The sequence below is a fragment of the Stenotrophomonas sp. NPDC077421 genome (genome assembly GCF_049545505.1).
Classification (GTDB): domain Bacteria; phylum Pseudomonadota; class Gammaproteobacteria; order Xanthomonadales; family Xanthomonadaceae; genus Stenotrophomonas; species Stenotrophomonas nematodicola.
The window spans coordinates 1-21,704 of the sequence record NZ_JBMWDP010000046.1 but is presented as its reverse complement, the minus strand read 5'-3'; the positions used below and the strand labels follow the sequence as shown (position 1 = coordinate 21,704).

Sequence of the window (21,704 nt, the reverse complement as noted above, 5' to 3'; positions counted from 1 at the left end):
GGATTCTATACTTGCCCCCTGATGTCCGCCGTCCCCGCCCCTGTCCCGCTCGACCCCGCCCTGGCCGCCCACCGGCTGCGCGCCCTTGCGCGGGCGCACGGATTCCAGCGCTGCGGGGTGGCCGGCATCGAGCTGGGCGAGGATGAGGCGCACCTCGCCGACTGGCTCGGCAAAGGCCTGTACGGAACCATGCAGTGGATGGCCCGCCACGGCACGCTGCGCGCGCGCCCCGCCGAACTGCTGCCCGGCACCGTGCGGGTGATCTCGGTGGGCATGGACTATGGCCACAAGGACGATGCCCAGGCCTGGGACACCCTGCACGATGGCGACCGCGCCTACGTGGCGCGCTACGCGCTGGGCCGCGACTACCACAAGCTGATGCGCAACCGGCTGCAGAAGTTCGCCGATGCCCTCGCCGCCGAGATCGGTCCGTTCGGCTACCGGGTGTTCGTCGATTCGGCGCCGGTGCTGGAGCGCGCGCTGGCGCGCAATGCCGGGCTGGGCTGGATCGGCAAGCACACCTGCCTGATCGACCGCCAGGGCGGCTCGTGGTTCTTCCTCGGCGAGATCTACGTCGATCTGCCGCTGCCGGTGGACACGCCCGCGACTGCGCACTGCGGCACCTGCACGCGCTGCATCGATGTGTGTCCCACCCAGGCGATCATCGCGCCGCAGCGCCTGGATGCGCGGCGCTGCATCTCCTACCTGACCATCGAGCACGAGGGTGCCATTCCCGAGCCGATGCGCCCGCTGATGGGCAACCGCATCTACGGGTGCGACGACTGCCAGCTGGTGTGCCCCTGGAACAAATTCGCCCGGCGTACCGACGAGCCCGATTTCCGCGCCCGCAACGATCTGGACACCGCCTCGCTGGCGCAGCTGTTCGCCTGGGAGGAAGACGAGTTCCTGCGGCGTACCGAAGGCAGCCCCATCCGCCGCAGCGGCCACGAGCGCTGGCTGCGCAACATCGCCGTGGCGCTCGGCAACGCGCCCACCCATGCCGACACCCTCGCCGCGCTGCACGCGCGTCGCGCGCATCCGTCAGCCATCGTGCGTGAACACGTGGAATGGGCGCTGCAGCAGCACGCCGGGCGCGACGCCGCGGGATGAAGCACGCGCGCCAACGTGCGACCATGCCTCCCCGTTCGTACAGTTCTATCCCCTCATGGACCGCAGCGCGCAGATCCTCACGCCCAGCCAGCTCAACATCCTGGCCCGCGACCTGCTGGAAGGCGCTTTCCCGCTGATCTGGGTGGAAGCCGAACTCGGCAGCGTCACCCGCCCGGCGTCCGGCCACATGTACGTCACGCTCAAGGATGCGCGCGCGCAGATCCGCGCCGCGCTGTTCAAGCCGAAGAGCCAGTGGCTGAAGTTCATCCCGCGCGAAGGCATGCGCGTGCTGGCCCGCGGCCGGTTGACCCTGTACGAAGCGCGTGGCGAGTACCAGCTGGTGCTGGACCACATGGAGGAAGCCGGCGAAGGCGCCCTGCGCCGCGCGTACGAACAGCTCAAGGCGCGCCTGGAAGCCGAAGGCCTGTTCGCGCCCGAGCGCAAGCGCGCCCTGCCCGCCCACGTGCGCCGTCTGGCGGTGATCACCTCGCCCACCGGCGCAGCCGTACGCGACGTGCTGAGCGTGCTGGAACGGCGCTTCCCGCTGCTGGAGGTGGACCTGCTGCCAAGCCTGGTGCAGGGCGACAGTGCCGCCGCGCAGATCACCGCGCTGCTGCGCGGCGCCGACACCAGCGGCCGCTACGACGTGATCCTGCTCACCCGCGGTGGCGGCTCACTGGAGGATCTGTGGGCGTTCAACGACGAGCAGCTGGCCCGTGCCATCGCCGCCTGCACCACCCCGGTGGTCTCGGCGGTCGGCCACGAAACCGACTTCAGCCTGGCCGATTTCGCCGCCGACCTGCGCGCGCCCACCCCCTCCGTCGCCGCCGAACTGCTGGTGCCCGACCAGCGCGACCTGGCGCTGCACCTGCGCCGCCTGGACGCGCGCCTGGCGCAACTGCAACGCCATGCGCTGGGCCAGGCCATGCAACGCACCGACCGCGCCCTGCTGCGCCTCAACGCGCAGAGCCCGCAGGCCCGCCTGCAGCTGCTGCGGCGGCGCCAGCAGGACGCGGCGCGGCACCTGGCCGCCCTGTGGCAGCAGTTGCATGAGCGCCGCCTGGCGCGGCTTCGCCATGCCGCGGCGGTGCTGCGCAACGGTCACCCGCAGCGTCGCCTGGATGCACTACGGGAACGGCTGCAGCGTCTGCAGCCACGTGCCGATGGCGCCATCGCGCGTCACCTGCAACGTGATGGCCTGCGCCTGCGTGCCCTCGCCCGTTCAATGGAAGCGGTCAGCCCGCTGGCCACGGTGACACGCGGTTACGCCATCCTGACCCGCGAGGACGATGGCAGCCTGGTGCGGTCCCCGCTGCAGGTCCGTCCCGGCGACACGCTCACGGCGCGCTTGCAGGACGGGGCGATCCAGGTCGTGGTGAAAGACCCCGCCCGCTGAGGCAGCGTGCCGGCGGTGCGTGCCGGCAGTGGCCAGGTCAGCCCGCGCTCTCGCAGAAGCGCTTGCGGTACTCCATCGCCTTGGGCATCAGCGCCTGCAGGTTCTGGATGCGCGTGCCGGGGTTGGGATGGGTGGAGGAGAACTCCGGCGGTGCCTGCCCGCTGCTCTGGCCCATCCGCTCCCACAGTGGAATCGCTTCGCGCGGGTCGAAGCAGGCGGCGGCCGCCAGCATCAGGCCCACTTCGTCGGCCTGGGTCTCGTGGCTGCGTGCATACGGCAGCAGGTAGCCGTAGCCCATCGCCGACATCACCATCTGTTGCTGCTGCGGGTCCATGCCGCTGGCCGCGCCGGCCATCTGTCCGATCTGGGTCAGCTTCTGCTGGGCCATGCGCTGTGCCCCGTGACGCAGCAGCGCGTGGGCAATCTCGTGCCCCATCACCACCGCCATCGCATCGGTGGTGCGCGCCACCGGGATCAATCCGGTGTACACCGCCATCTTGCCGCCCGGCAGGCAGAACGCATTGGTCTGATCGGACTGGATGACGTTCACCTCCCACTCGAAGTCGCGGGAGAAATGCGCCGGCTTTAGCCCATGCTCCTCGGCAAGCGCGGTTTCCACCACGTCGACCTTGTTGATCAGGCGCTGGGCGATCGCACGCACATCGCGGGACACCTGCAGGTTCGGATCGACCGGGCGCTCCTGCGCCAGGATCTGCTGGTAGGCCTGCAGCCCCAGCGCCTTCTCCTGAGTGGCATCGAGCGAGCTGTCGATCAGCACGCTTTCCCCGGTATAGGGGTCCACCGCACGGTTGGAGAACCAGTAGAAGGCGGCGTAGCCGGCGAACGCCAGCAGCACCCACCAGCGGATGTTGCCGAACAATCCCGGTCGCCGGGCCCGGCCCTGCTGCTGACCGCCAAATGGATCGTTGCGCATGCTCGTGGTTCCTGGTGGGTCCGGGGCACGCCGCCCCGCGCCCGCCCATCCTAGATCGCTCAGATGCCGCGCACCAGCCGGAAGCCGATGCGGGCGCTGGTGGTGTCCGAGTCCTGCGACTGCCGCCACGCCGCGCGGGTCTGCTCGGGCGCGTTGGCCCAGTTGCCGCCGCGGATCACGCGCTGGCGGCAGCCCGGGTTGAACCAGGCCACGCCGTCGGACGGCGCGCGCCGATAGCTGGCATGCCAGCAGTCGGCAACCCACTCGCTGAGATTGCCGGCGATGTCGTGAACGCCCCAGGCGTTGGGTTCGAAGGTCGCCACGGGCGCCGGTCCCCAATATCCGTCGCCATAGCCGACAAAGGCGTTGTACCAGCGGCGCCCGGACGGCGAAACGTCCTTGCCACCGGTGAAGTTGCCCGCGCGCGGCGGCGGCGTGCCGGCGTCGCCCCAGGGGTAGCGACCACTGCTGCCCGCGCGCAGCACGTACTCGAACTCGGCTTCGCTCGGCAGCCGGTAGGAACGGCCGGTCTGCTCGGACAGCCAGGCGGCGTAGTGCTCGGCATCACGCACACTCACATGCATCACCGGCAGGGTGGCGATTGCCGGGGCGCCGCTGTAGTCCGACTGCCAGTCCACGCCGCTGCGGCGCATGAAGTTGCCGCTGCGCTCGTCATACACGATCGAATGGCCGCGCCGGGTCGCGCGCGGGCGCGCCTTGGTCGCCTCCACATAGCGGCGGAAGTCGGCGACCGTCACCTCGGTGATCGACAGGGCAAAGCCGCGCTCGAACCGCACATAGTGGGAGGGCTTTTCGGCATCGGTGGCGCCAGGCTCGCTGTCGCCCGCGCCCATCTGGAAGCCGCCATGCGGCACGACGATCATCTGCGGGCCGCGCCCGCCGTCACGCAGCGCATCGCTGAACACCTGGCGCGGCCGGAAGCTGCCGTAATGGGTGACCAGTTCGATCCGCTCACGCAACTGCACCACCACCGGGTCGCCCGGCAGGGCGATCCGCAGCGCATCCTCCAGCTTCTGCCGCGCCGGCTTGAGCCCCTGCGGCGTGGCCAGGTCGCGCAGACCTTCATCGCGCAGGCGGACCAGCGTCTCGGCGCGGATGCGCTCGATCCGTTCAAACGCGTCGGCAATGGTGATCGAGGAATCGCGCACCTTGGCCGCTTCGGCCAGCCAGGTGCCGGCGGTGCTGAAATCGGTGGCGCGCGCGGCGTCCTCGGCGCGCCGGATCAAGGCGCTTTCCGCTGCCGCCAGCCCTTGGCGTGCCCTCGCGTTGTCCGGGTCCAGGGCCAGGGCCTCACGGAAGTTGGGAATCGCGCCATCGCCATCTTCACCGATGCGCCCGGCACGCAGGTCATCCTCGCCGGCCCGGTTGTAGGCGAGCACCCGCTGCGCCTTCTCAACGCGCGTCTGCAACTGGCGCACCTTGGGGTCCTCCGGAGCCAGGGTCAGCAGCACCAGCGCCATGTCACCGGCCTCGGCCAGCGCCTCGCGCTGCTTCAGCGGCCGGGCCAGCAGGGCGGTCGCCTCGTCCAGCAGGCGGTGTCGCGCACGCGTCAGCCCGGCCTGCGCCTGGCGATCGGCGGGATTGTGCTGTAACAGGCCCAGCCAGATCGGAATCGCATCGGCGGACGTGGCGTACAGCCGCCCCTGCTCGAATGCCTGCGTCGCCTCGCGATGCGCCTTGGCCACGCCCTGCGCGTCGATCACGACCGGCGGCGGCTCCCAGCGCTGCACGGTTTCGGCCGCGTCCTCGCCCCCGATGGTGACCTGCGCCGCCACCGGTCCACGCACGGCAGGCGCCGGCCCGGTTCCCGCCGCAGGCGGCGTGGCAGCCGGCGGCGTCGAGGGCGAGCAGCCGCTGGCCATCCCCAGCGTCAGGGCCAGCAACAACGGCAATGTGCCGGACGATCGCAAATTCGGTTCCCTGCCGCCTGATGGTTCAGGGCCTCATCATACTGGCGCGGCCGTGCAGGGGTGCATCGCGCTATCCTCCCCACCCTGAGCAGACCCTGCAGTCGATGGAACCCCACGTGGCTTACTGGATCAAAACCCCGGCGGAACTGGACGAGCGCTACCGCCAGCGCCCCACCCGCATCGGCCTGGATACCGAATTCATCCGCGAGCGCACTTACTGGCCGCAACTGGCCCTGGTGCAGATGGCGGTCGGTGATGACATCCTGCTGATCGATCCGCTGATCCCCGGCATGACCGAAGCGCTGGCCCCCTGGCTGACCGACACGTCGATCCTCAAGATCATGCACAGCGCCAGCGAAGATCTGGTCACCTTCAAAGTGGCCTGCGGGGTGCTGCCGCGGCCGCTGTTCGACACCCAGATCGGTGCGGCACTGGCCGGCATCGGCGGCGGCATGGGTTACCAGAAGCTGGTCAACGCGATCACCGGCGTCACCCTGGCCAAGGGCGAGACCCGGTCGGACTGGATGCGGCGCCCGCTCTCCGACGCGCAGCTGGAATACGCCGCCGATGACGTGGAGTACCTGTTCGCGCTGCACGACGCGATCGACGCCCGGCTGGGCGAACTCGATCGTCGCCAGTGGCTGCAGGACGATGCCGAGCGCCTGCTCGCCAGCGTCGAGCACGACGAAGAGCGCTGGCCGCATGTGGCCATGCGCTCGGCGCAGTTCATGGATACGCCCGCGCAGATGCGCCTGCTGCGGCTGCTGCGCTGGCGCGATATGCAGGCACGCGTCAGCGACAAGCCGCGCAGCTGGATTCTCGACAACGAACTGGCCGCTGTACTCGCGCGCACGCCGCCGGCCGATGTCGATGCGCTCGGCGCCCTGATGGAGGGCTTCCCCAAGGCGCCGCGCAAGCTGGCCGCACAGGTCTGGCAGGCGCTGGTCACGCCGTTGGATGACGAGGCCGAGGCACCGTTGGCACTGCCGGCCAACGACACCAACAAGCAGGCGCTCAAGCGCCTGCAGGATGCGGTCGCCGCACGCACGGCCGAGCTGGGCCTGCCCGACGGCGTGCTGGCCTCGCGCAAGCATCTGGAAAGCTATCTGGAGAGCCGCCAGTGGCCTGCTGCATTGGCCGGCTGGCGCCAGGCGCAGCTGGAACCGGCGCTGGCTCCGCTGCTGCCGGCAGGCTGACCTCTCTACGCGTCTGCGTGTCGGCATGGGCCACGCAGACTGCCACGCTGCAGGCTGAACAGACGGCGCGCGGCCATGACCGCAGACATATGGGAACACGCCGAGGCGCGTGCAAGAGTGGCTTCACCGCCACCCCTGCAAGGATTCCCATGCAATCGATCCGGACACGATGGACCGTGGTTCCCAGTGGCACGCGAGGCCTGCGCGCGTTGCTGGCACTGGGGCTGATCCTGGCGATCGGCAGCGCCGGTGCTGCCGACACGCTCGATGCGCGCATCACCACCGCCATGCAGGGCACCGCCACCCCCGCGATGGGCGTGCTGGTGATCCGCGATGGCAAAGTCGCCGACCAGGCGGTCAGCGGTGTGCGCCGCAGCGACGCCAAGACCGCAGCCACCCGCGACGACCAGTGGATGATCGGCTCCACCGGCAAACCGATCACCGTGGCGATGATCGCGCGCCTGGTCGAACAGGGCGTGCTGACGTGGGATGCCCCGTTGTCGACGATGCTGCCGGAACTGTCGGCGCAGATGCGCCCGGAGTACCGCAATGTCACTCTGGTACAGCTGCTGTCGCACCGCGCCGGCCTGCCGGAAAACCTGACCGATGCGGCCGCACTGGATGCCTTCTTCACCGACGCCCGGCCGCTGCCGGTGCAGCGTGAGGCGTATATCAAGGCTGCGTTGGCCGACGCGCCGGTGCATGCGCCGGGCACCGAGTTCGCCTACAGCAACAGCGGCTTCCTGATTGCCGCGGTGATTGCCGAGCACGCCACCGGCAAGGATGTGGAAACGCTGATGCAGCGCGAAGTGTTTGATCCGCTGGGCATGACGGGCGCCGGCTTCGGCCCGACGCGCGGCAACCAGCCGCTGGGCCACCGCGCCGGCAAGCCGGTGACCACCGCACCGCGCAAGGCCGACGACGGCGTGCCGCCGATCTACACCGCCGCCGGCAACCTGCACATGCGCCTGCAGGACCTGGCGCTGTTCGCGATCGACCAGCTTGCCGGCAGCCAGGGCAAGGGTACGCTGCTGACCCCGGCGTCCTACGCACTGATGCAGACCGCGCAGCCGGGTAGCGGATCGGGCCTGGACTGGGGCGTGCAGCCGTCCATCGCCGGGCGCCAGGGGCCCGTGCTCGTGCACGGCGGCTCGGATGGCAACTGGCTGGCGTGGGTGGTGCTGTTCCCCGGCCAGAACAATGCCGTGATCGCCATCGCCAATGCGGCTGAAGACATGGGCGCGGACAAGGCCACGATGGGCGTACTGGGTGGCCTGTTCGCCGAACTGTCACCGCCGCTGGCCGCGCCCGCCGCAAGGTAGAACGGCGTGGGCCGCGGTCCGTGACCCAACGCGGCGGCGATCGACGCACACCGGAAACGACAACGCCCTGCTTGGGCAGGGCGTTGTCGAGGCGTGCGACAGGCGACGTCGGCACCGCAGCTGCGCGGCGCCGATGCCCGTCCGTTACCAGTTCATGTTGAGCGAAACACCCACGGTGCGCGGTTCGTTGTACACCGCCGCCATGTAGTTTTCGATCACACCCTTGAGGTTCTTCTCATTGGTGATGTTGCGTGCGAACAACGCCACTTCCCAGGCGCCATAGTTGCCCGAGTAGCCCAGCTTCAGGCCACCTTCGAAGCTGCCCTTGGAGTTGAACTCGGCCGAGTCGTACAGCACGAAGCTGGTGTAACCCTGTCTGTTCCAGTCGGTGGACACGAAGAACACATCGCTGTCGTTGACCGGCACGTCATAACGCGCGGCCAGGTTGATGTTGTACTTGGGCGCGTTCGGCAGCGGGTTGCCGTTGATCTGGGCGAAGGTGTTCGCGCCGACCTTGATGGTCGGATCGTTCACCGTACACACCACGGCACCATTGAGGGCGCACACCTGCGCATACACGCGGTCGTCCTGGATCTCGCTGTGCAGCAGGCTGACGCCGGCGCTCAGGCTCAGGTTCGGCACCGGGCGCAGTTCCATGTCTGCTTCCAGGCCGTAGGCCTTGGCCTTGTCGGCGTTGAACAGCACGCCGTTGCCGTCCGAGTCGTTGCCGTTGAGCTGGATGTCGTTGACCACGTAGGTGAACGCGGCGGCGTTCACGCGCAGGCGGTTGTCCCACAGGCTGCTCTTGATGCCCGCTTCCCAGGACAGGATGGTTTCCGAGTCCGCGGTGGTGAAGTCGGCATTGAACACGGCCGAGCGGCCCTGGATGGTCGGGCCACGGAAGCCGCGCGCCACGCGCGCATACACGCTCAGCTGCGGGTTGAACGCGTACATCGCGCTGACATCCCAGCTCGGCGTGGTATCGGACATCTCCACGTCGGTGCGACCCTTGTAGGTCACCACGCCGGCGGCGGTATCGGCGGTCTTCAGCAGGCGGGTGTGCTTCTCGTCGCGGGTCTGGCGCAGGCCGGCGGTGAGCGTGAACCTGTCGGTGACGTCATAGCTGATCTGGCCGAAACCGGCCCACGAGGTATTGACGTTGCGCAGGCGCACCCAGTTGTTCGGATTGCGCGCATTGCCCTGCAGGAACCAGGCGCGCTGGTAGAAATCGGTGGTGTCACGGCCATCGAAGTAGAACGCGCCTACCTGCCACTTCAGGCGGTTGTCGTCACCGTTGGCCAAGCGGATTTCCTGGGTCCACTGGTCCAGATCGCGGATCTGGCCCATCGACTGGCCGTAGCCGTTCGGCACGCCGTTGACCGGATAGTTCACCGCCGCGCCGCCGTCGGTATCACCACGGCTGTAGCCGGAAGTGGTTTCGTAGGCGGTGATCGAGGTCAGCGACACGTTGCCGAAATCGTAGACCGCCTTGATCGAGCCGCCGTAGGTCTTGTAGGCCTGCGGGTTGTTGCCGGCTTCGTCATAGGCGACCTTGTCGCGCGGCACGTCGGTCTTGTTGGAGCCCTTGGTCAGCGCGCTGCGCAGGAACAGGGTGGAGGTGCCGTCGTAATCGCGCGCATGCGCCGAGGCCAGCAGCGAGAAGGCATCGCTGGGTTGCAGCAGCAGCTGCGCACGCACGTTGCGGTCGTCGAAGCCGCCCATCGCATTCTTCTTCGGCGAGACCGTGCCATCGGCGCTCGGGCCGGTGTAGGTGTTGTCCACGTAATCGTCGCGGTGCTGATACAGCGCCGAGACACGGAACGAGGCAATGTCGTTGATCGGACCGCCGAAGCCGCCGTCCACCGCCACGCTGCCGTAAGTGCCATAGCTGGCCTGCACGCGACCGCTGTAGTCCTGGCTCGGCTTGATGCTGTCGAACTTGACGATGCCGGCGGTGGTGTTGCGGCCGAACAGCGTGCCCTGCGGACCGCGCAGCACTTCGACCTGGTCCACGTCATAGACCGGATTGGACTTGAGCACCACGTGCTCGAGCACCACGTCGTCCTGGATGATCGACACCGGCTGCGAGGCGCCCAGGTAGAAATCGATGTTGCCCAGGCCGCGGATGTAGAAGCGCGGGAAGATGCGGCCGGTGGTGGTTTCGGCATAGAAGCTCGGCACCTTGCCCGACAGCGCCAGCAGCGTGTCGTCGCCACCGGCGGTGTAGTCGCGCATGCGCTCGCCCTGCACCACGCCGACCGACACCGGCACCTCCTGCAGATTGCGCTCGCGGTGATCGGCGGTCACGGTGATCGCGTCGAGCGAGGTCGGGCTCGCGTCCTGGGCCGAGGCGGCGCCGGCCAGGCCAAGCAGCGAGACGGTGGCGCAGGCCAGCGCCAGGGCATGACGGCGCGGCAGCGGTCCGGTTACAGCAACACGGCGCGAAGAATGACGCAGGGACACGGAGGTGGTGCGATTGACAGGCATGCAGGGGTCTCGGGCAGTACTGAACTGGGTGGCGTGCGACGCACGCAGGAAAACAACGACAGCACCGCTGGTTGCGCAGCGATGCGGCACGATATTGCGCGGATGTTGCAGGTTGTTTTCAGGGCGATGCGGGGGACGGCCGTCCATCCCCGACCCTGATCGGTTGGCTGCTGCCAGGATGCGTGGCGCGGATTATGCCCGGCACGCGCCCGGTCCGGAAGGTCAGACCGTGGCCGCAGACGCCCGTGCCGCCCAGGACCGGCCCCCTTTGCAGCCCTGACGTGGCAGCGCTACACTAGGCCTGTCGCGTGGTTCACCGGCTCGGCCGGTACCATGCGGTTCGCACCATCCGTGGGGCCATAGCTCAGCTGGGAGAGCGCGTCGTTCGCAATGACGAGGTCGGGAGTTCGATCCTCCCTGGCTCCACCACTATTCAACAGAAAACCCCGGGAACATGGTTCCCGGGGTTTTTTTTGCGTCCTGCGCAATGCCGCCGGCGGATTACTCCGGCGCCTGGTCCTGCCGCGTCGGGCGCCGTGTGTTGGCGTCGTGCACCTGTTGATCGTGCTGGCCCGGCCGCTGCTTGGCGGTTTCGTCCTGCTTGCGATCCTGCTGGCTTTCCTGGATGCCCTGCTGGTCATCCTTTCGCGGTTGCTGCGTGCTGCTCATGGTCGATGCTCACGGTGGCAGGCCCGGCAGGGCCCGATGGCACCAGCGTGGCGGTTCGGCCGTGACGCGCATGTCACCGCAGGCGCGGCAACCGGATCGACGCCGGTTGCCGCACGCCGGCTTACTGCGCGTGAAGCACGTCCAGCACGTCGCCGGTGGCAGGATCGACCTTGAGTCGCACCTGGTTGGTCACCACGCCACCGAAGGCATTGGTACCGCGGAAGGTGGTGTCCACCAGCACGAAGGTCTCGGTGGGATCGACCCTGACGCGATGACGCGTGCTCACGTGCTTGTAGGAATCCGGATTCTCCATCGTGGATTTGATGAACGCATCCACCTTGTAGCTGGACCCGTCCCACGCGCTGAACTGGCTGCGCACCTTGAAGTAATCGTAGCGTGACTTCTCGGCCACGAACCTGGCGGGGTCGTGCTTGAAATCGTTCAGGCACCAGCCCAGCACATCGCCTGCCTTGAGCTGGCCATCCTTGCTGCCGATGTAGTCGCCCAGGCACAGGTAGAACGCCTCGCGCGACGCCTCGTCCACGCCATTCATGGCCGCATAGCTTTCGGCGAAGGTGCGCGCCTTGGCAGGACCGGTCTCGGCGATCTCCTTCAACGTCTTGTCCTTGGAGGCCTCGAACGCGCGGCCGGCCTTGCGTGCGTCACGCTCGGCATCCTGCTGCGCCCGTTCGGCCTGGCGCTCCTTGACCTGCTCGGCCTGGGCCGGGGTCAGCTCGACAGGTTCCATTGGTTTGATCAGGCCAGCGATCGCCATCACGATCAACGCGGCCATGAACGCCGCCAGCGCCGCGACCAGGCCCGCGCCGTGGCGGACCGGTACGGACTTGCCTGCCAGCACTTTCCCGGCGATCAGGTACCACGCCGTTGCGTCCAGGCCCAGCGCCACGATGAACATCACAAATCCCATGCTTTCCCCCCGCTCCTTGAGTAATTCGCGGGATTTTCGCATGGCCACGGCGCGCGGCATGGCAATGCGAGCACCCCACCACCCGACCGCCGGCGCTGCCGCCCCGCGCGGGGATGCGGCGGACCAGCATTCCGTCGATGCCATGCTGGCCACCCGCCGCGCGTCTTGCGCGACGGACATCGACACATCCGGCAACACCACAGCATTGCAGTGGCGCATCATGGCGCCATGACCCCCGTCACCGCCCATCTCCACCGCCACCTGCGCCGTTACCTGCTGCTCGCGCTGATGTCGGCCACCACCGTGTTCGGACTGGCATGCTGGGCCGTGCTGACCACCGAGCCGGGCTGTCTGCTTGCGCAGGGCCACTGGTCTTCCGGTGCGCGGCAGTGCTACACCCGCCTGTGCCTGCTGCAGGGCGATTGCGGCCAGATGGCATCGCCGATCACGCACTGCGGACGCGTGCAACCCGGCGACAGCCGCCGGCACGTGTACTTCGAACTGGGCAACCCGTTGCGGGACGCCGGCACCACCGCCTGGTGGACAGCCGACAAAGTCGGCGGCGGCGAGATCCGCGCGCGCTTTGAGAACGACCGGCTGGTCAACCTGGCCTGTCCGGTGCAGCCCTGAGCGACGCGCGTCGCTAGCCCGGCGCGTCCGTGCCCTGCCGCGCCCGGCGCCATTGCAGCGGGGTCATGCCGGTTTCGATCCGGAACATGTAATTGAACGCCGATGCCGACGCGTAGCCGAGTTCATGCGCGATGGTGGTCGGCGAGCGCCCCTGCACCAGCCCCTCCATCGCGCGCAGCAGGCGCAGGCGCGCCCGCCATGCACGCACGTTCATGCCGGTCTCTCGTTGGAAGTGACGCGCAAGCGTGCGCGCGGAGATCCCCATCCGCAGCGCCCAGGCCGGCAGGTCGCGCGTATCACCGGGATGGTCGTACAACCGCTGGCACCACCGTTGCAGGCGCGCGTCCTGCGGCCAGGGCAGGTGCCGCACGTGGCGCGTCTGGCGTGGGAGCTGCGTGCAGATCACCGCGCACAGTGCGCTGTAGCAGGCCGCGTCATGCGCGGGGTCGGTGCGGCCAAGTTCGACGATCAATTCGCGCAGCAGCGGTGACGCATCCACTACCACACAGTGATCGGGCATGCCCGGGGCCGCGTCATCGGCAACATACAGGTTGCGGAACGCGGCGGTACTCAAGGCACCGGTGTGATGCACCGTCGAGGTGGGTACCCACAGCGCCTGCTGCGGTGAGATCACGTAACGCGCATGCGCGGCGGTGACCTGCAGCACGCCTTCGGTCGCGAACACGAGCTGGTTCCAGCCGTGCGCATGCGGGGGGAAGCGCTCCCCGGCGGCCAGCTGCTGGCTGCGTGCCACCACCGGCCAGGCCAGCCGAGGCAGCGGCGGCACCGCCACGTCGCGCCACGGCGCCGACCGGGCGGGCAGTGAGAGTCGTTTCATCGACATGATGCGTCATTCTATCGAAAGACAGCCGGCGCGATGTCGCCGAGGATGGGGCTGCCGCCGCCCGCCCCCTCAACCACCATGACCCTGCCCTCCCCGCCGTCCCCGTCGTCGCTGCACCCCTGGCAGGTGATCGGCGCCGGCATCTGCGCCCTGGTACTCACCGTGGGTCTGGCCCGCTTCGCCTACACGCCGCTGTTGCCGCTGATGCGCGCCGATGCCGGGCTGAGCGCCGCGCAGGGCGGCTGGCTGGCAACGTTCAACTACCTGGGCTACCTGCTCGGCACCCTGCTGGTGGCGCGCGTCGGCGACCCGCAGCGCCGGTTCCGCTTCTACCGGGCCGGCCTGCTGCTCGCGGTGGCCGCCACGACGCTCATGGGCTGCACCACCCGGCCGTGGCTCTGGAGCGTGCTGCGCTTCATCGCCGGCATGTCCAGTACCGCCGGCCTGCTGCTGGCCTCCGGGCTGGTGTTGAACTGGCTGCTGGCGCAGCGCCGACGACCGCGGCTTGGCCTGCATTTCGCCGGGCTCGGCCTGGGTATCGCGGTGTCCGGCCTGGCGACCGCGCTCCTGGCCGGGCACGCCGGTTCGAGCGGACAATGGGTCTGGCTGGGGCTGCTCGGCGTGGTCTTCCTGGTGCCGGCGTGGCGCTGGATGCCGGCACCCGCCGCGCCGTCGGCGGCACACCTGGCCAGCGCGCCGCCACCGCCATCACGGCGCTGGCGCGTGCTCCTGGTCGCTGCCTACTTCTGCGCCGGCTTCGGCTTCGCCATTGGCGCGACCTTCATCGTCGCCATACTCGAACAGACCGCCGTCTTCAGCGGGCATGGCAGTGCGGTATGGGTGCTGGTCGGCCTGGCGGCGGTGCCGTCGACGTTCCTGTGGGATCGGCTGGCTGCGCGCGTGGGCATGATCCGCGCGCTGTGGGTCGCCTTCGCGCTGCAGGCCCTGTCGTTCGTGCTGCCGCTGCTCGACGACGGCCTCGCTGCGGGCGTCGGCAGCGCGTTGCTGTTTGGGATCACCTTCGCCGGCATCGTCAGCCTCACGCTTACCGTGGTGGGCCGCCACTATCCACAGAACCCTGCTGCGGCGATGGCCACGCTCACGCTGAGCTACGGCGTGGCGCAGATCATCGCGCCGGCGGTGGCCGGCATGCTCGCCCGCGACAGCGGTTCCTACCGCGCGTCGCTGCTGCTGGCGACGATCCTCATGGCAATCGGCATCGTGCTGCTGGCCGGCATGCGCGAGGCCGCGCGGCACCCTCAGCAGCAAATGTGAAATTTTTTTGATGAAAGGCTTGCCGAACCTCTCAGACCTCCGTATTATTCGCGTCCTCGCCAGCGGCAACGCAGCGATGAAGTGGCCGAGTAGCTCAGTTGGTAGAGCAGGGGATTGAAAATCCCCGTGTCGGCGGTTCGATTCCGTCCTCGGCCACCACTATTCAAAGGGCTCGCAGCAATGCGAGCCCTTTTCTTTTGCCAGTTGCACGGAATTTGCACGGATCATTGGGGGTGAGAGCTCGCCTGCACTCCACGTCCAGCGCACAGCGCCAGCTCCGCACGTCTACAGCAGACCGATCTCCTCGACCGTCGCTAGGCCGCGCGAGAGCCTGGCCACGAGCAAGCTACCACCCGCCACCGCGCGCCCGGTCCGATCGTTGAGGTACACAGCTTGGAGCCGGCCCGCCTCCGCGACTGCAGCTGCGTCGAAGCTGTCTGGCCGGCCACGCAGCGGCTCTCCTGGTGACGCGAGACCGCCGGCAAGTATCTGGACCACTGCTGCCGCGCCGCCCGCGTCCTTGGCGTAGGCCGTAGCCATCATCCGGCCATTCTTCGGCGACCAGCCACCCAGAACCAGCTCCGTGTGCAGGTCGCTTCGCGGCAGCCCTGCCCTATCGGCGGCCTCCACGTAGGCTGGCCATACTTTGTCGATTACCAGACCCAGCTCTGCCATGAGCTGCTCCATCGTGAAGTCCGCGCGGAAGCTGGCCTGCAGGCACAGCTCGTAGATCCTCAGGAAGAACTGAGCCGAGCCCCTACAGGCCAGCACGAGGTAGTGCTGGGGGATGAGCAGGAGCTTGGCGCCTCGGGACTGCTGTCCCGTGTGCGCATCCTGCGCCAGGGTGTCGACAGCCACCAGCAGCTTGTCAGGGCGCAGCAAGACGTTGAGGATGCTCATGGGGTATGGGGTAGGTCCAAGGCTAGACGCCACTATTGCGGCTTGGCGCCGCCTCCGTCTACGCCGCAGGCGGTGGCCCGTCGGTCGCCCCTAGTTGCTTGATCGGGAACTTGGCGTCTGCGTACTTGGCCAGCACCTCAGTTCGCAGCCGGTCCTGGTGGCGCTCAACCCACAGCTCGGCACCGATGATGCCGGTGTCGTAGCTTTCACAGAGCCTCTTCGGCCGGCGCTCCCGCTGCACGTCCAGCTCGGCAAACCACGTCCCGTTGTCCACCCGCTGGTGGAGCCTGACGACCCACTGCCCCCGGTGCCGGATCACGTCTGGCCGGCAGTCTGGGTTGGGGAGGGACATCGCCCATTCGAAGTCATGAGGAAGCATGGCCGCAGGATACGAAACAGGGTCTCATGGTCTGCGATCGGCCTTTTCGACTGAGCGAAGGGCGCTGGCGCGACGCGGCTCAGGCGCCCCGGACTGAGCAGCCAATGACCCCGAGTCCGACGGGGGTAGGTTGCGCCACCACGGCAGGGGCGCCCACCGGGCAAGCTCGGACCCGGCCTTCGGTGCCTACACTTCCGACCAGTCAGCAAGGATGCCGTTAGATGGTCAGGAGAGCCCGCTTGGGACATGCGGCAGCACATGCTGTCACCTAGCTTTACCACCTCCGTGCACGATCTACCCCGAGCGCGTTGCTGAGGCCGTACCGCCTGCCATGAACGGCGGCAATTGGCAATCTGGAGATCCAACTTGTAGTATTCGGCCGTCCACAGCAAATGAGCCAGGATGGCCATGCCGTCGGTAAATCCACAAATCCTGAAATGGGCACGCGAGACGGCTGGCATGTCGCCTGAGGCTGCCGCGTCTAAGCTTGGGATCAACGACACCAGAAAGTTGAGCGGCGCTGTCCGGGTCAACGCCTTGGAAGAAGGGCAGACCGAGCCCACAGAGGCGATCCTTCGCAAGATGTCCAAGGTCTACCGGCGACCGCTCCTCGCTTTTTACCTGCCCGTCCCGCCGCGCGCGGACGAATCGTCTCACGACTTTCGGACCTTGCCCCAGCGATCCTCTCGCGATGAGCCAGTAATCGCAGCGCTCCTTCGTGACGTCAAAACACGACAGTCGCTGGTACGCGCGATGCTTGAGGAGGAGGATCATCCCAAGCTCGATTTTGTCGGTGCGATGGCAGGTAGTAGGTCTAGGTCCGATGTTCTCGGCTCTATTGTCGAAACAACTGGCATAAGCCTGCAGGAATTCCGCTCTCTTAAGACTCCAGAGCTTGCCTTTTCTTACCTACGGCAAAAGCTGGAGGCGATTGGGGTTTTCGTTGTATTGCTCGGAAACCTTGGAACTCATCACACAAACATTGATGTCTCAGCGTTCAGAGGGATCGCGCTCTCAGACCCACTTGCGCCCTTTATTATCATCAATGACCAAGATGCAAAGCCGGCTTGGAGCTTCACGCTACTCCATGAGGCGAGCCACATCTGGCTTGGGGAGTCCGGCATTAGCGCTTTCGCATCCGAGCTCGAATCAGAGAGATTCTGCAACGAAGTTGCAAGCGCCTTCCTGCTCCCAAACGAGGAACTTATTGAATTAAACGTGCCGCCACTCAGCAGCACGGCCGCGATCTCTGAGTACATTTCCCGGTTCGCGTCGCCTCGCAACCTAAGCATGACGATGGTGGCATATCGGCTGTACTCCTCCGGAAAGCTATCTTTCGACCAATGGACCACATTGGCTGATCATTTCCGTGCGGAGTGGCGCCGACAAAAAGAGAGCGAGAAGGAAGCGCGAAAAGCCAAAGAGAGTGAGGGCGGCCCAAGCTACTACATGGTTCGTCGCCATAGACTCGGGAAAGCACTCTTGGATGCCGCGCATCGCGGAATTACCGAGGGCACATTGAGTGCAACGAAGGCGGGCAAGATACTTGGCGTTGCTCCGCGCAGTGTCTATCCGCTACTGAATTCGGCAAACGGACGAGCCGCATAATTATGATTTATCTAGTCGACGCAAACGTTGTCATGCACGCGGCCAACACCTATTTCCGGCACTCTTGGGTCCCGGAATTCTGGTCTTGGCTGCGCCATCACGGAGAGCTCGGAAATATCAAAATGCCGCACGAGATATTTCAAGAAATCAAGGACGGTTCCAATAACGCCGAGAAAGACGAGCTTTTCGCCTGGGCAAGCGATCAAGACAATAAGGCTTCTATTTTACTGGCCGACAAAGTGACTCCGCAGCTGGTCACGACCGTGATGGCGAATGGCTATTCATTGGAACTCACGGAGGTCCAGCTGCAAACCGTTGGACAAGACCCCTTCCTTGTTGCCCATGCACTGAAAGACCCCCAAAATCGCTGTGTGGTCACGCATGAGGTTAGCGCCCCAAGGGCTGCTCCGCACAACCGCAAGATTCCGGACGCATGTAACGCTGTCGGAGTACAACATTGCACACCTTTCCAGATGATGGCCGCTCTTGATTTCAAGACTGCTTGGAAAGGAAACAAACCTGTTAAGTGACCAGCATATAAACGCGACTTAGGGCTTGGAATCTGGGCAGCTTCGCGGTACTCGTAGAACGGATGCCACTTGTCGTCGAAGATGGCGTACAGTGCGCCAAGATTGGCGGGGTCCGGATTTAGCCAGGCGTCCACCTATTCGGGCTTGATGTTGATGATCGTCCGATCGTGACCGGTAGCAGCGACGTCGGGCTCCGGGTCGTCGGTGATCGCGGCGAAGGACAGTAGATCAGGCTCCTTGCCGGCGGGATCGACCCAGTGCGACCACAAGCAGGCCACCAGCATGGGGTCGCCCGTGCGAGGCGTGAACTGCACGACCTGGTTGCCGCCGCCCGGCCCTTCCACGTTCTCGTAGAAGGTTTCCACCACCATGAGCGCGCGTCGGTGATCCTTGACCGCGGCACCGGCCTGCAGCTCACCAGGCTTTCGTGGGGCCTCCTGCCCTTCTGGGCCAAGGCCAAGAAGCTCCAGGGCTCCACGATCAATGCCCGGATCGAGACCGTCGCGGAGAAGCCGGCGTTCCGCGCGGCGTTCAAGAAGCGGCGGTGCCTGATCCCGATGGCCGGCTACTACGAGTGGTCGGTCAACGAAGAGGACGGGAAGAAGGACCCGTGGTTCATCCACGCGGCCACGCCGCTGTGGGCCGCCGGCCTCTGGGAAGACACCAGCCCCCTGCTGGACCCAGACAACCTCGGCACGTTCACCGTGATCACCGGCGACAGCAGCGGCGTGTCGGCGGACATCCACGACCGCATGCCGGTGTGGCTCAACCCCGGCCAGGCCGACGAGTGGATCGCGGCCGACGCCGATGCGGCGATGGCGATGCTGCTGGCCAGCCAGCCGCCGGCGATGGAGGCCTATCGCGTCAGCCGCGCGGTGAACACGCCCCGCAACAACCGCGAGGATCTGCTCGCGGCCGTGGCCTGAGCGGCTACAGGGGCGGCGGGAGCGCCGGCGGTGCGCTCGCCTCGAACACCGCGTCGGTCGCCGCCTTGATCATGGCCATCAGCTTCCACCCGGGTTCCACCGTTTCCTCGCCGGTGACGGGGTGCTTCACGGTGTAGTCCCGCGCCAGCAGCTCGCTGATCCTTGCCGGCAGCACGCCGAGGAAGGTGCGCTCCAAGACCGTGCCGTCGGCCTGCGTGGTCACCTTCTCGAAATGGAAGGTCACCGGCCCGTCGTTCGTGTACGGGCTCCAGTCGATCCCGATGCGAGGCGCGATCGCCTCCACCTTCGTGCCGAACTGCTCGCTCTCGCTAATTACTGCCACGTCAAGCCTCCGTACTGATCAAAGACAGCTCCTGGGAGCCGATGTGGAAGTTGCTGCCGTTGGCCTCGGCCAGTGTGACCGGCCACAGGCCGGCGGCGCCGCTGAGCAGCACCCGATAGGCGAACGTCCCGGTGCCAGGCAGGCCATCGGTGAACGTGACACTTCCACCGACCTGCGCCTCGTAGCTGTACCGCCCCCACAGATCGTCGTAGTAGACCGACGTCTGTCCGCCAACCTGCATCGAACTGACGGTCTCCCACGCGCCGCCGTTGTAGCTGCGCTGCAAGGTCATGATCACGCTGTTGGCGACCACGCCTGGCGTACCCGAATCCAGGTAGCCGGAGTTGTAGTAGGCCAGGCTGAAGACGACGGTTTTTGGCGCTCCACCGGTGCCAAACGGCGGCGACTCCACCGACGCGGTCGTAGAGACGGCCGTCGAGCGGTAGGCGTTGCGCCGGATGCCGGCCGAGAGTGAGCCCCCAAAGAAGCCGGCCCCCTTGTTGTCGAACCACAGCAGGCCGTTCGCCTTGCTGCAGGCATTCACGTCTGAGCCGACGCCGATCCAGAACAGAATATCCCCCGAGATGCCGAATGGCTTGCCGTGCGCCAGCAGAAGGCCGCCCGACCGCGTCAGCCAACGGCCACCCTCGAACGTGGTGCTGCCGGTATTGTTCGGGTCTACGATTCCGAAGCGGTCGGCCACGATGTCGATGCGGCCGATGGTGCCGTTGTTCACCGAGGTCATGCCGATGGCGCGGCCGTTGACGTCGAGCGCCCAGGTGTACTTGGCGAACATCTGGCTCTGGCCGTTCTCCAGAGTCGTGGCGCGAACCTCCAAGGCCTGCGTGGCCGACGCGGTGCCGCCGACGGTCACCTCGTCGCTCCACACCGTTGGCGCCGCGCCCTGCTCCAGCTTCAGCCGGCGGAAAGACGAGACGGCGTCGGTCACCTCACAGATGATGCCCACAAGCAATCGGGTGGTGCCGGCGGGAACGTCGATCGTGCAGCTGTACCTGGTCCAGACACCGAGCTTGGTCGGGTCCGACAGCGCGGTGACCGATCCGATCAACCCGTCGTTGTTGTACGCGCTGATCGCCAAACGGGCATTGCCTTGCAGCCCGTTGCGGAATATCTCGCCTGACAACGTGTGCATGCCCGGGGTAATCGGCCCAGGGATGAACTGATAGGAGGTGTCGTTGCTGGCGGTAGCGTGGATCGCCGCGAATGGTCCGTAGCTGGCGTCCGAGTACGCCCCGCCGCTCGCCGGGGTAGTCCAGGAGGCGAAGCCGCTGCGCCACGTGGGGTTCGCGATCATGTTGGGATTGGCTACGGTGGAAGCCTTTACCTGTGTGATCGCGATGCTGTTGGCGCTGACGGCGCCCTCGAGCTGCTGAACCTCACTGCGGAGAACCTGCAGCGCGGACGTCTCCGCCTTGCCCTCCACCGTTGCGTTGACCTGTTCGATGCGCTGCCCAAGCGCGCTGTCACGGCCCACACTGGCCTGCTCGACGGCAGTCACGGACGCTTGGGAAGCGAGACTGCCATCGCCGGCAGGTAGGCGTGCAACGACAGCGTCTGTCCGCTGAGCCTGCGCTGCGTCGCCGCTGGCGCGAGCCTGTGATTCGGCCACGACCGATGCTTCGCTTGCAACCATGCCCGAACCTGCTGGCATGCGCGCCTGCACCGCCTGCAGCTGGCCCGCCTGGGCCTCATCGGCTGACACCCGGGCATTTCGCTCCGCGATAACACTGGCCTCACTCGCGACCGCGGCAGCCCCGATCGGCATACGCACCTGAATCGCCTGCAGCTGCGCGGCTTGGGCCTCGATCTCGCTCGCGTTGACGGTGGTCATGGACAGCGCACCAGCGACTGCCTCACCCAGCGATGCGTACTCGCCGATCAGCTCCCACACGGCAGGAAACAGATCGGGCTGCTGTCCGCTGGTCTCCACCCGAGCGCGATACAGGCGACCGCCGGCCTGCACCAGATCGCCGACGGGGTACACGCCGTCGAATGACCATTCGTCCGCCTCGAGGATATCGGCCACCTGTGCCGCCACCGCATCCGCCCGTGCCACGGCGACGTCTCGAGCGAGGTCGGCCTTGGCAGTCGCGTCGGCTGCCGCTGCGGCAGCCACGCGAAGATCTTCATTGAACCGGACGATGCGCTCCTGACCGATCTGCCGGTTCAGCTCTTCCATTTCCGCGTAGTTCGGCACTTTGCCCGGGGTGCCCTCCACGATGGAACCCTCCCCGGGCTTGCCGCGCACGCTCGCCGTGATCTTGAACCACCACGC

The 21,704-nt window shown here is 66.9% G+C and carries 17 protein-coding genes, 2 tRNA genes and 5 pseudogenes; 13 read left to right on the top strand and 11 right to left on the bottom strand.

The window, feature by feature from the left end; translation table 11 throughout:
* Nucleotides 1-21 precede the first annotated feature (21 nt).
* Both queG and xseA read left to right on the top strand, forming a co-directional pair.
* Nucleotides 22-1,110 carry a tRNA epoxyqueuosine(34) reductase QueG gene (gene queG, locus ACPEH1_RS18385; RefSeq protein ID WP_136003242.1) on the top strand — a complete coding sequence of 363 codons (1,089 nt, stop codon included), beginning with the start codon at nucleotides 22-24 and terminating at the stop codon, nucleotides 1,108-1,110.
* 55 nt (nucleotides 1,111-1,165) lie between these two features.
* Nucleotides 1,166-2,506, top strand: a complete 1,341-nt coding sequence (gene xseA / locus ACPEH1_RS18380; protein ID WP_287255642.1) for an exodeoxyribonuclease VII large subunit — start codon at nucleotides 1,166-1,168, stop codon at nucleotides 2,504-2,506.
* A gap of 37 nt (nucleotides 2,507-2,543) precedes the next feature.
* On the opposite strand, the gene ACPEH1_RS18375 is transcribed toward xseA, so the two are convergent.
* A complete protein-coding gene (locus ACPEH1_RS18375) occupies nucleotides 2,544-3,440 on the bottom strand; it encodes a M48 family metallopeptidase (protein WP_423716161.1) in 897 nt (298 codons plus the stop codon).
* A 59-nt stretch (nucleotides 3,441-3,499) separates the two neighbouring features.
* The gene (locus ACPEH1_RS18370) at nucleotides 3,500-5,323 is read right to left on the bottom strand and encodes a formylglycine-generating enzyme family protein (RefSeq protein WP_423716165.1); all 1,824 of its coding nucleotides are present in this window, start codon (nucleotides 5,321-5,323) and stop codon (nucleotides 3,500-3,502) included.
* 164 nt (nucleotides 5,324-5,487) lie between these two features.
* On the opposite strand from ACPEH1_RS18370, the gene rnd reads away from it, so the two are divergent.
* The gene (gene rnd, locus ACPEH1_RS18365; protein WP_423716160.1) at nucleotides 5,488-6,567 is read left to right on the top strand and encodes a ribonuclease D; all 1,080 of its coding nucleotides are present in this window, start codon (nucleotides 5,488-5,490) and stop codon (nucleotides 6,565-6,567) included.
* A 149-nt stretch (nucleotides 6,568-6,716) separates the two neighbouring features.
* Nucleotides 6,717-7,889 carry a serine hydrolase domain-containing protein gene (locus ACPEH1_RS18360; protein WP_423716159.1) on the top strand — a complete coding sequence of 391 codons (1,173 nt, stop codon included), beginning with the start codon at nucleotides 6,717-6,719 and terminating at the stop codon, nucleotides 7,887-7,889.
* Nucleotides 7,890-8,033: 144 nt separating this feature from the next.
* Here the strand turns inward: ACPEH1_RS18360 and ACPEH1_RS18355 are convergent.
* A pseudogene (locus tag ACPEH1_RS18355) lies at nucleotides 8,034-10,331 on the bottom strand (TonB-dependent receptor); the annotation flags it as partial.
* A gap of 398 nt (nucleotides 10,332-10,729) precedes the next feature.
* Between ACPEH1_RS18355 and ACPEH1_RS18350 the strand changes: the two are divergent.
* Nucleotides 10,730-10,805: transfer RNA gene (locus ACPEH1_RS18350), tRNA-Ala, on the top strand.
* Nucleotides 10,806-10,877: 72 nt separating this feature from the next.
* Here the strand turns inward: ACPEH1_RS18350 and ACPEH1_RS18345 are convergent.
* Together ACPEH1_RS18345 and ACPEH1_RS18340 are read right to left on the bottom strand one after the other, a co-directional pair.
* Nucleotides 10,878-11,045 carry a hypothetical protein gene (locus ACPEH1_RS18345; RefSeq protein WP_017355238.1) on the bottom strand — a complete coding sequence of 56 codons (168 nt, stop codon included), beginning with the start codon at nucleotides 11,043-11,045 and terminating at the stop codon, nucleotides 10,878-10,880.
* A gap of 121 nt (nucleotides 11,046-11,166) precedes the next feature.
* Nucleotides 11,167-11,973, bottom strand: a complete 807-nt coding sequence (locus ACPEH1_RS18340; RefSeq protein WP_423716158.1) for a hypothetical protein — start codon at nucleotides 11,971-11,973, stop codon at nucleotides 11,167-11,169.
* 40 nt (nucleotides 11,974-12,013) lie between these two features.
* On the opposite strand from ACPEH1_RS18340, the gene ACPEH1_RS18335 reads away from it, so the two are divergent.
* Complete coding sequence (locus tag ACPEH1_RS18335) at nucleotides 12,014-12,205, top strand: hypothetical protein (protein WP_017355240.1); 192 nt, start codon at nucleotides 12,014-12,016, stop codon at nucleotides 12,203-12,205.
* Nucleotides 12,202-12,603, top strand: coding sequence for a hypothetical protein (locus tag ACPEH1_RS18330; protein WP_017355241.1), 402 nt, complete (start codon nucleotides 12,202-12,204; stop codon nucleotides 12,601-12,603). Before ACPEH1_RS18335 ends, ACPEH1_RS18330 begins: the two co-directional genes overlap by 4 nt.
* Before the next feature lie 13 nt (nucleotides 12,604-12,616).
* Here the strand turns inward: ACPEH1_RS18330 and ACPEH1_RS18325 are convergent, their stop codons facing one another.
* Nucleotides 12,617-13,441 carry an AraC family transcriptional regulator gene (locus tag ACPEH1_RS18325; protein WP_423716157.1) on the bottom strand — a complete coding sequence of 275 codons (825 nt, stop codon included), beginning with the start codon at nucleotides 13,439-13,441 and terminating at the stop codon, nucleotides 12,617-12,619.
* Nucleotides 13,442-13,525: 84 nt separating this feature from the next.
* Here ACPEH1_RS18325 and ACPEH1_RS18320 point away from each other — a divergent pair, with 84 nt between their 5' ends.
* Both ACPEH1_RS18320 and ACPEH1_RS18315 read left to right on the top strand, forming a co-directional pair.
* Nucleotides 13,526-14,722, top strand: coding sequence for a YbfB/YjiJ family MFS transporter (locus tag ACPEH1_RS18320; RefSeq protein ID WP_423716156.1), 1,197 nt, complete (start codon nucleotides 13,526-13,528; stop codon nucleotides 14,720-14,722).
* Between the two features lie 83 nt (nucleotides 14,723-14,805).
* A tRNA-Phe gene (locus ACPEH1_RS18315) sits at nucleotides 14,806-14,881 on the top strand.
* Between the two features lie 126 nt (nucleotides 14,882-15,007).
* Here the strand turns inward: ACPEH1_RS18315 and ACPEH1_RS18310 are convergent.
* Entirely contained in the window at nucleotides 15,008-15,622 is a 615-nt protein-coding gene (locus tag ACPEH1_RS18310) for a hypothetical protein (RefSeq protein ID WP_423716155.1), read from the bottom strand.
* A 58-nt stretch (nucleotides 15,623-15,680) separates the two neighbouring features.
* Nucleotides 15,681-15,974, bottom strand: coding sequence for a hypothetical protein (locus tag ACPEH1_RS18305; protein WP_423716154.1), 294 nt, complete (start codon nucleotides 15,972-15,974; stop codon nucleotides 15,681-15,683).
* A 267-nt stretch (nucleotides 15,975-16,241) separates the two neighbouring features.
* On the opposite strand from ACPEH1_RS18305, the pseudogene ACPEH1_RS18300 reads away from it, so the two are divergent.
* The 3 genes and pseudogenes from ACPEH1_RS18300 to ACPEH1_RS18290 form a co-directional block, all read left to right on the top strand.
* Nucleotides 16,242-16,316, top strand: a pseudogene (locus ACPEH1_RS18300) (DUF4113 domain-containing protein); the annotation flags it as partial.
* 87 nt (nucleotides 16,317-16,403) lie between these two features.
* Complete coding sequence (locus tag ACPEH1_RS18295; protein WP_423716153.1) at nucleotides 16,404-17,609, top strand: ImmA/IrrE family metallo-endopeptidase; 1,206 nt, start codon at nucleotides 16,404-16,406, stop codon at nucleotides 17,607-17,609.
* Nucleotides 17,610-17,611: 2 nt separating this feature from the next.
* A complete protein-coding gene (locus ACPEH1_RS18290) occupies nucleotides 17,612-18,139 on the top strand; it encodes a DUF4411 family protein (protein WP_423716152.1) in 528 nt (175 codons plus the stop codon).
* 35 nt (nucleotides 18,140-18,174) lie between these two features.
* Here the strand turns inward: ACPEH1_RS18290 and ACPEH1_RS18285 are convergent.
* Nucleotides 18,175-18,525 (bottom strand): annotated as a pseudogene (locus tag ACPEH1_RS18285) (SOS response-associated peptidase family protein); the annotation flags it as partial.
* Here ACPEH1_RS18285 and ACPEH1_RS18280 point away from each other — a divergent pair.
* Nucleotides 18,511-19,065 (top strand): annotated as a pseudogene (locus ACPEH1_RS18280) (SOS response-associated peptidase); the annotation flags it as partial. The pseudogenes ACPEH1_RS18285 and ACPEH1_RS18280 overlap by 15 nt on opposite strands.
* 4 nt (nucleotides 19,066-19,069) lie before the next feature.
* Here the strand turns inward: ACPEH1_RS18280 and ACPEH1_RS18275 are convergent.
* Together ACPEH1_RS18275 and ACPEH1_RS18270 are read right to left on the bottom strand one after the other, a co-directional pair.
* Nucleotides 19,070-19,408, bottom strand: a complete 339-nt coding sequence (locus ACPEH1_RS18275) for a hypothetical protein (RefSeq protein WP_166472849.1) — start codon at nucleotides 19,406-19,408, stop codon at nucleotides 19,070-19,072.
* 1 nt (nucleotide 19,409) lies between these two features.
* Nucleotides 19,410-21,704, bottom strand: a pseudogene (locus ACPEH1_RS18270) (hypothetical protein); the annotation flags it as partial.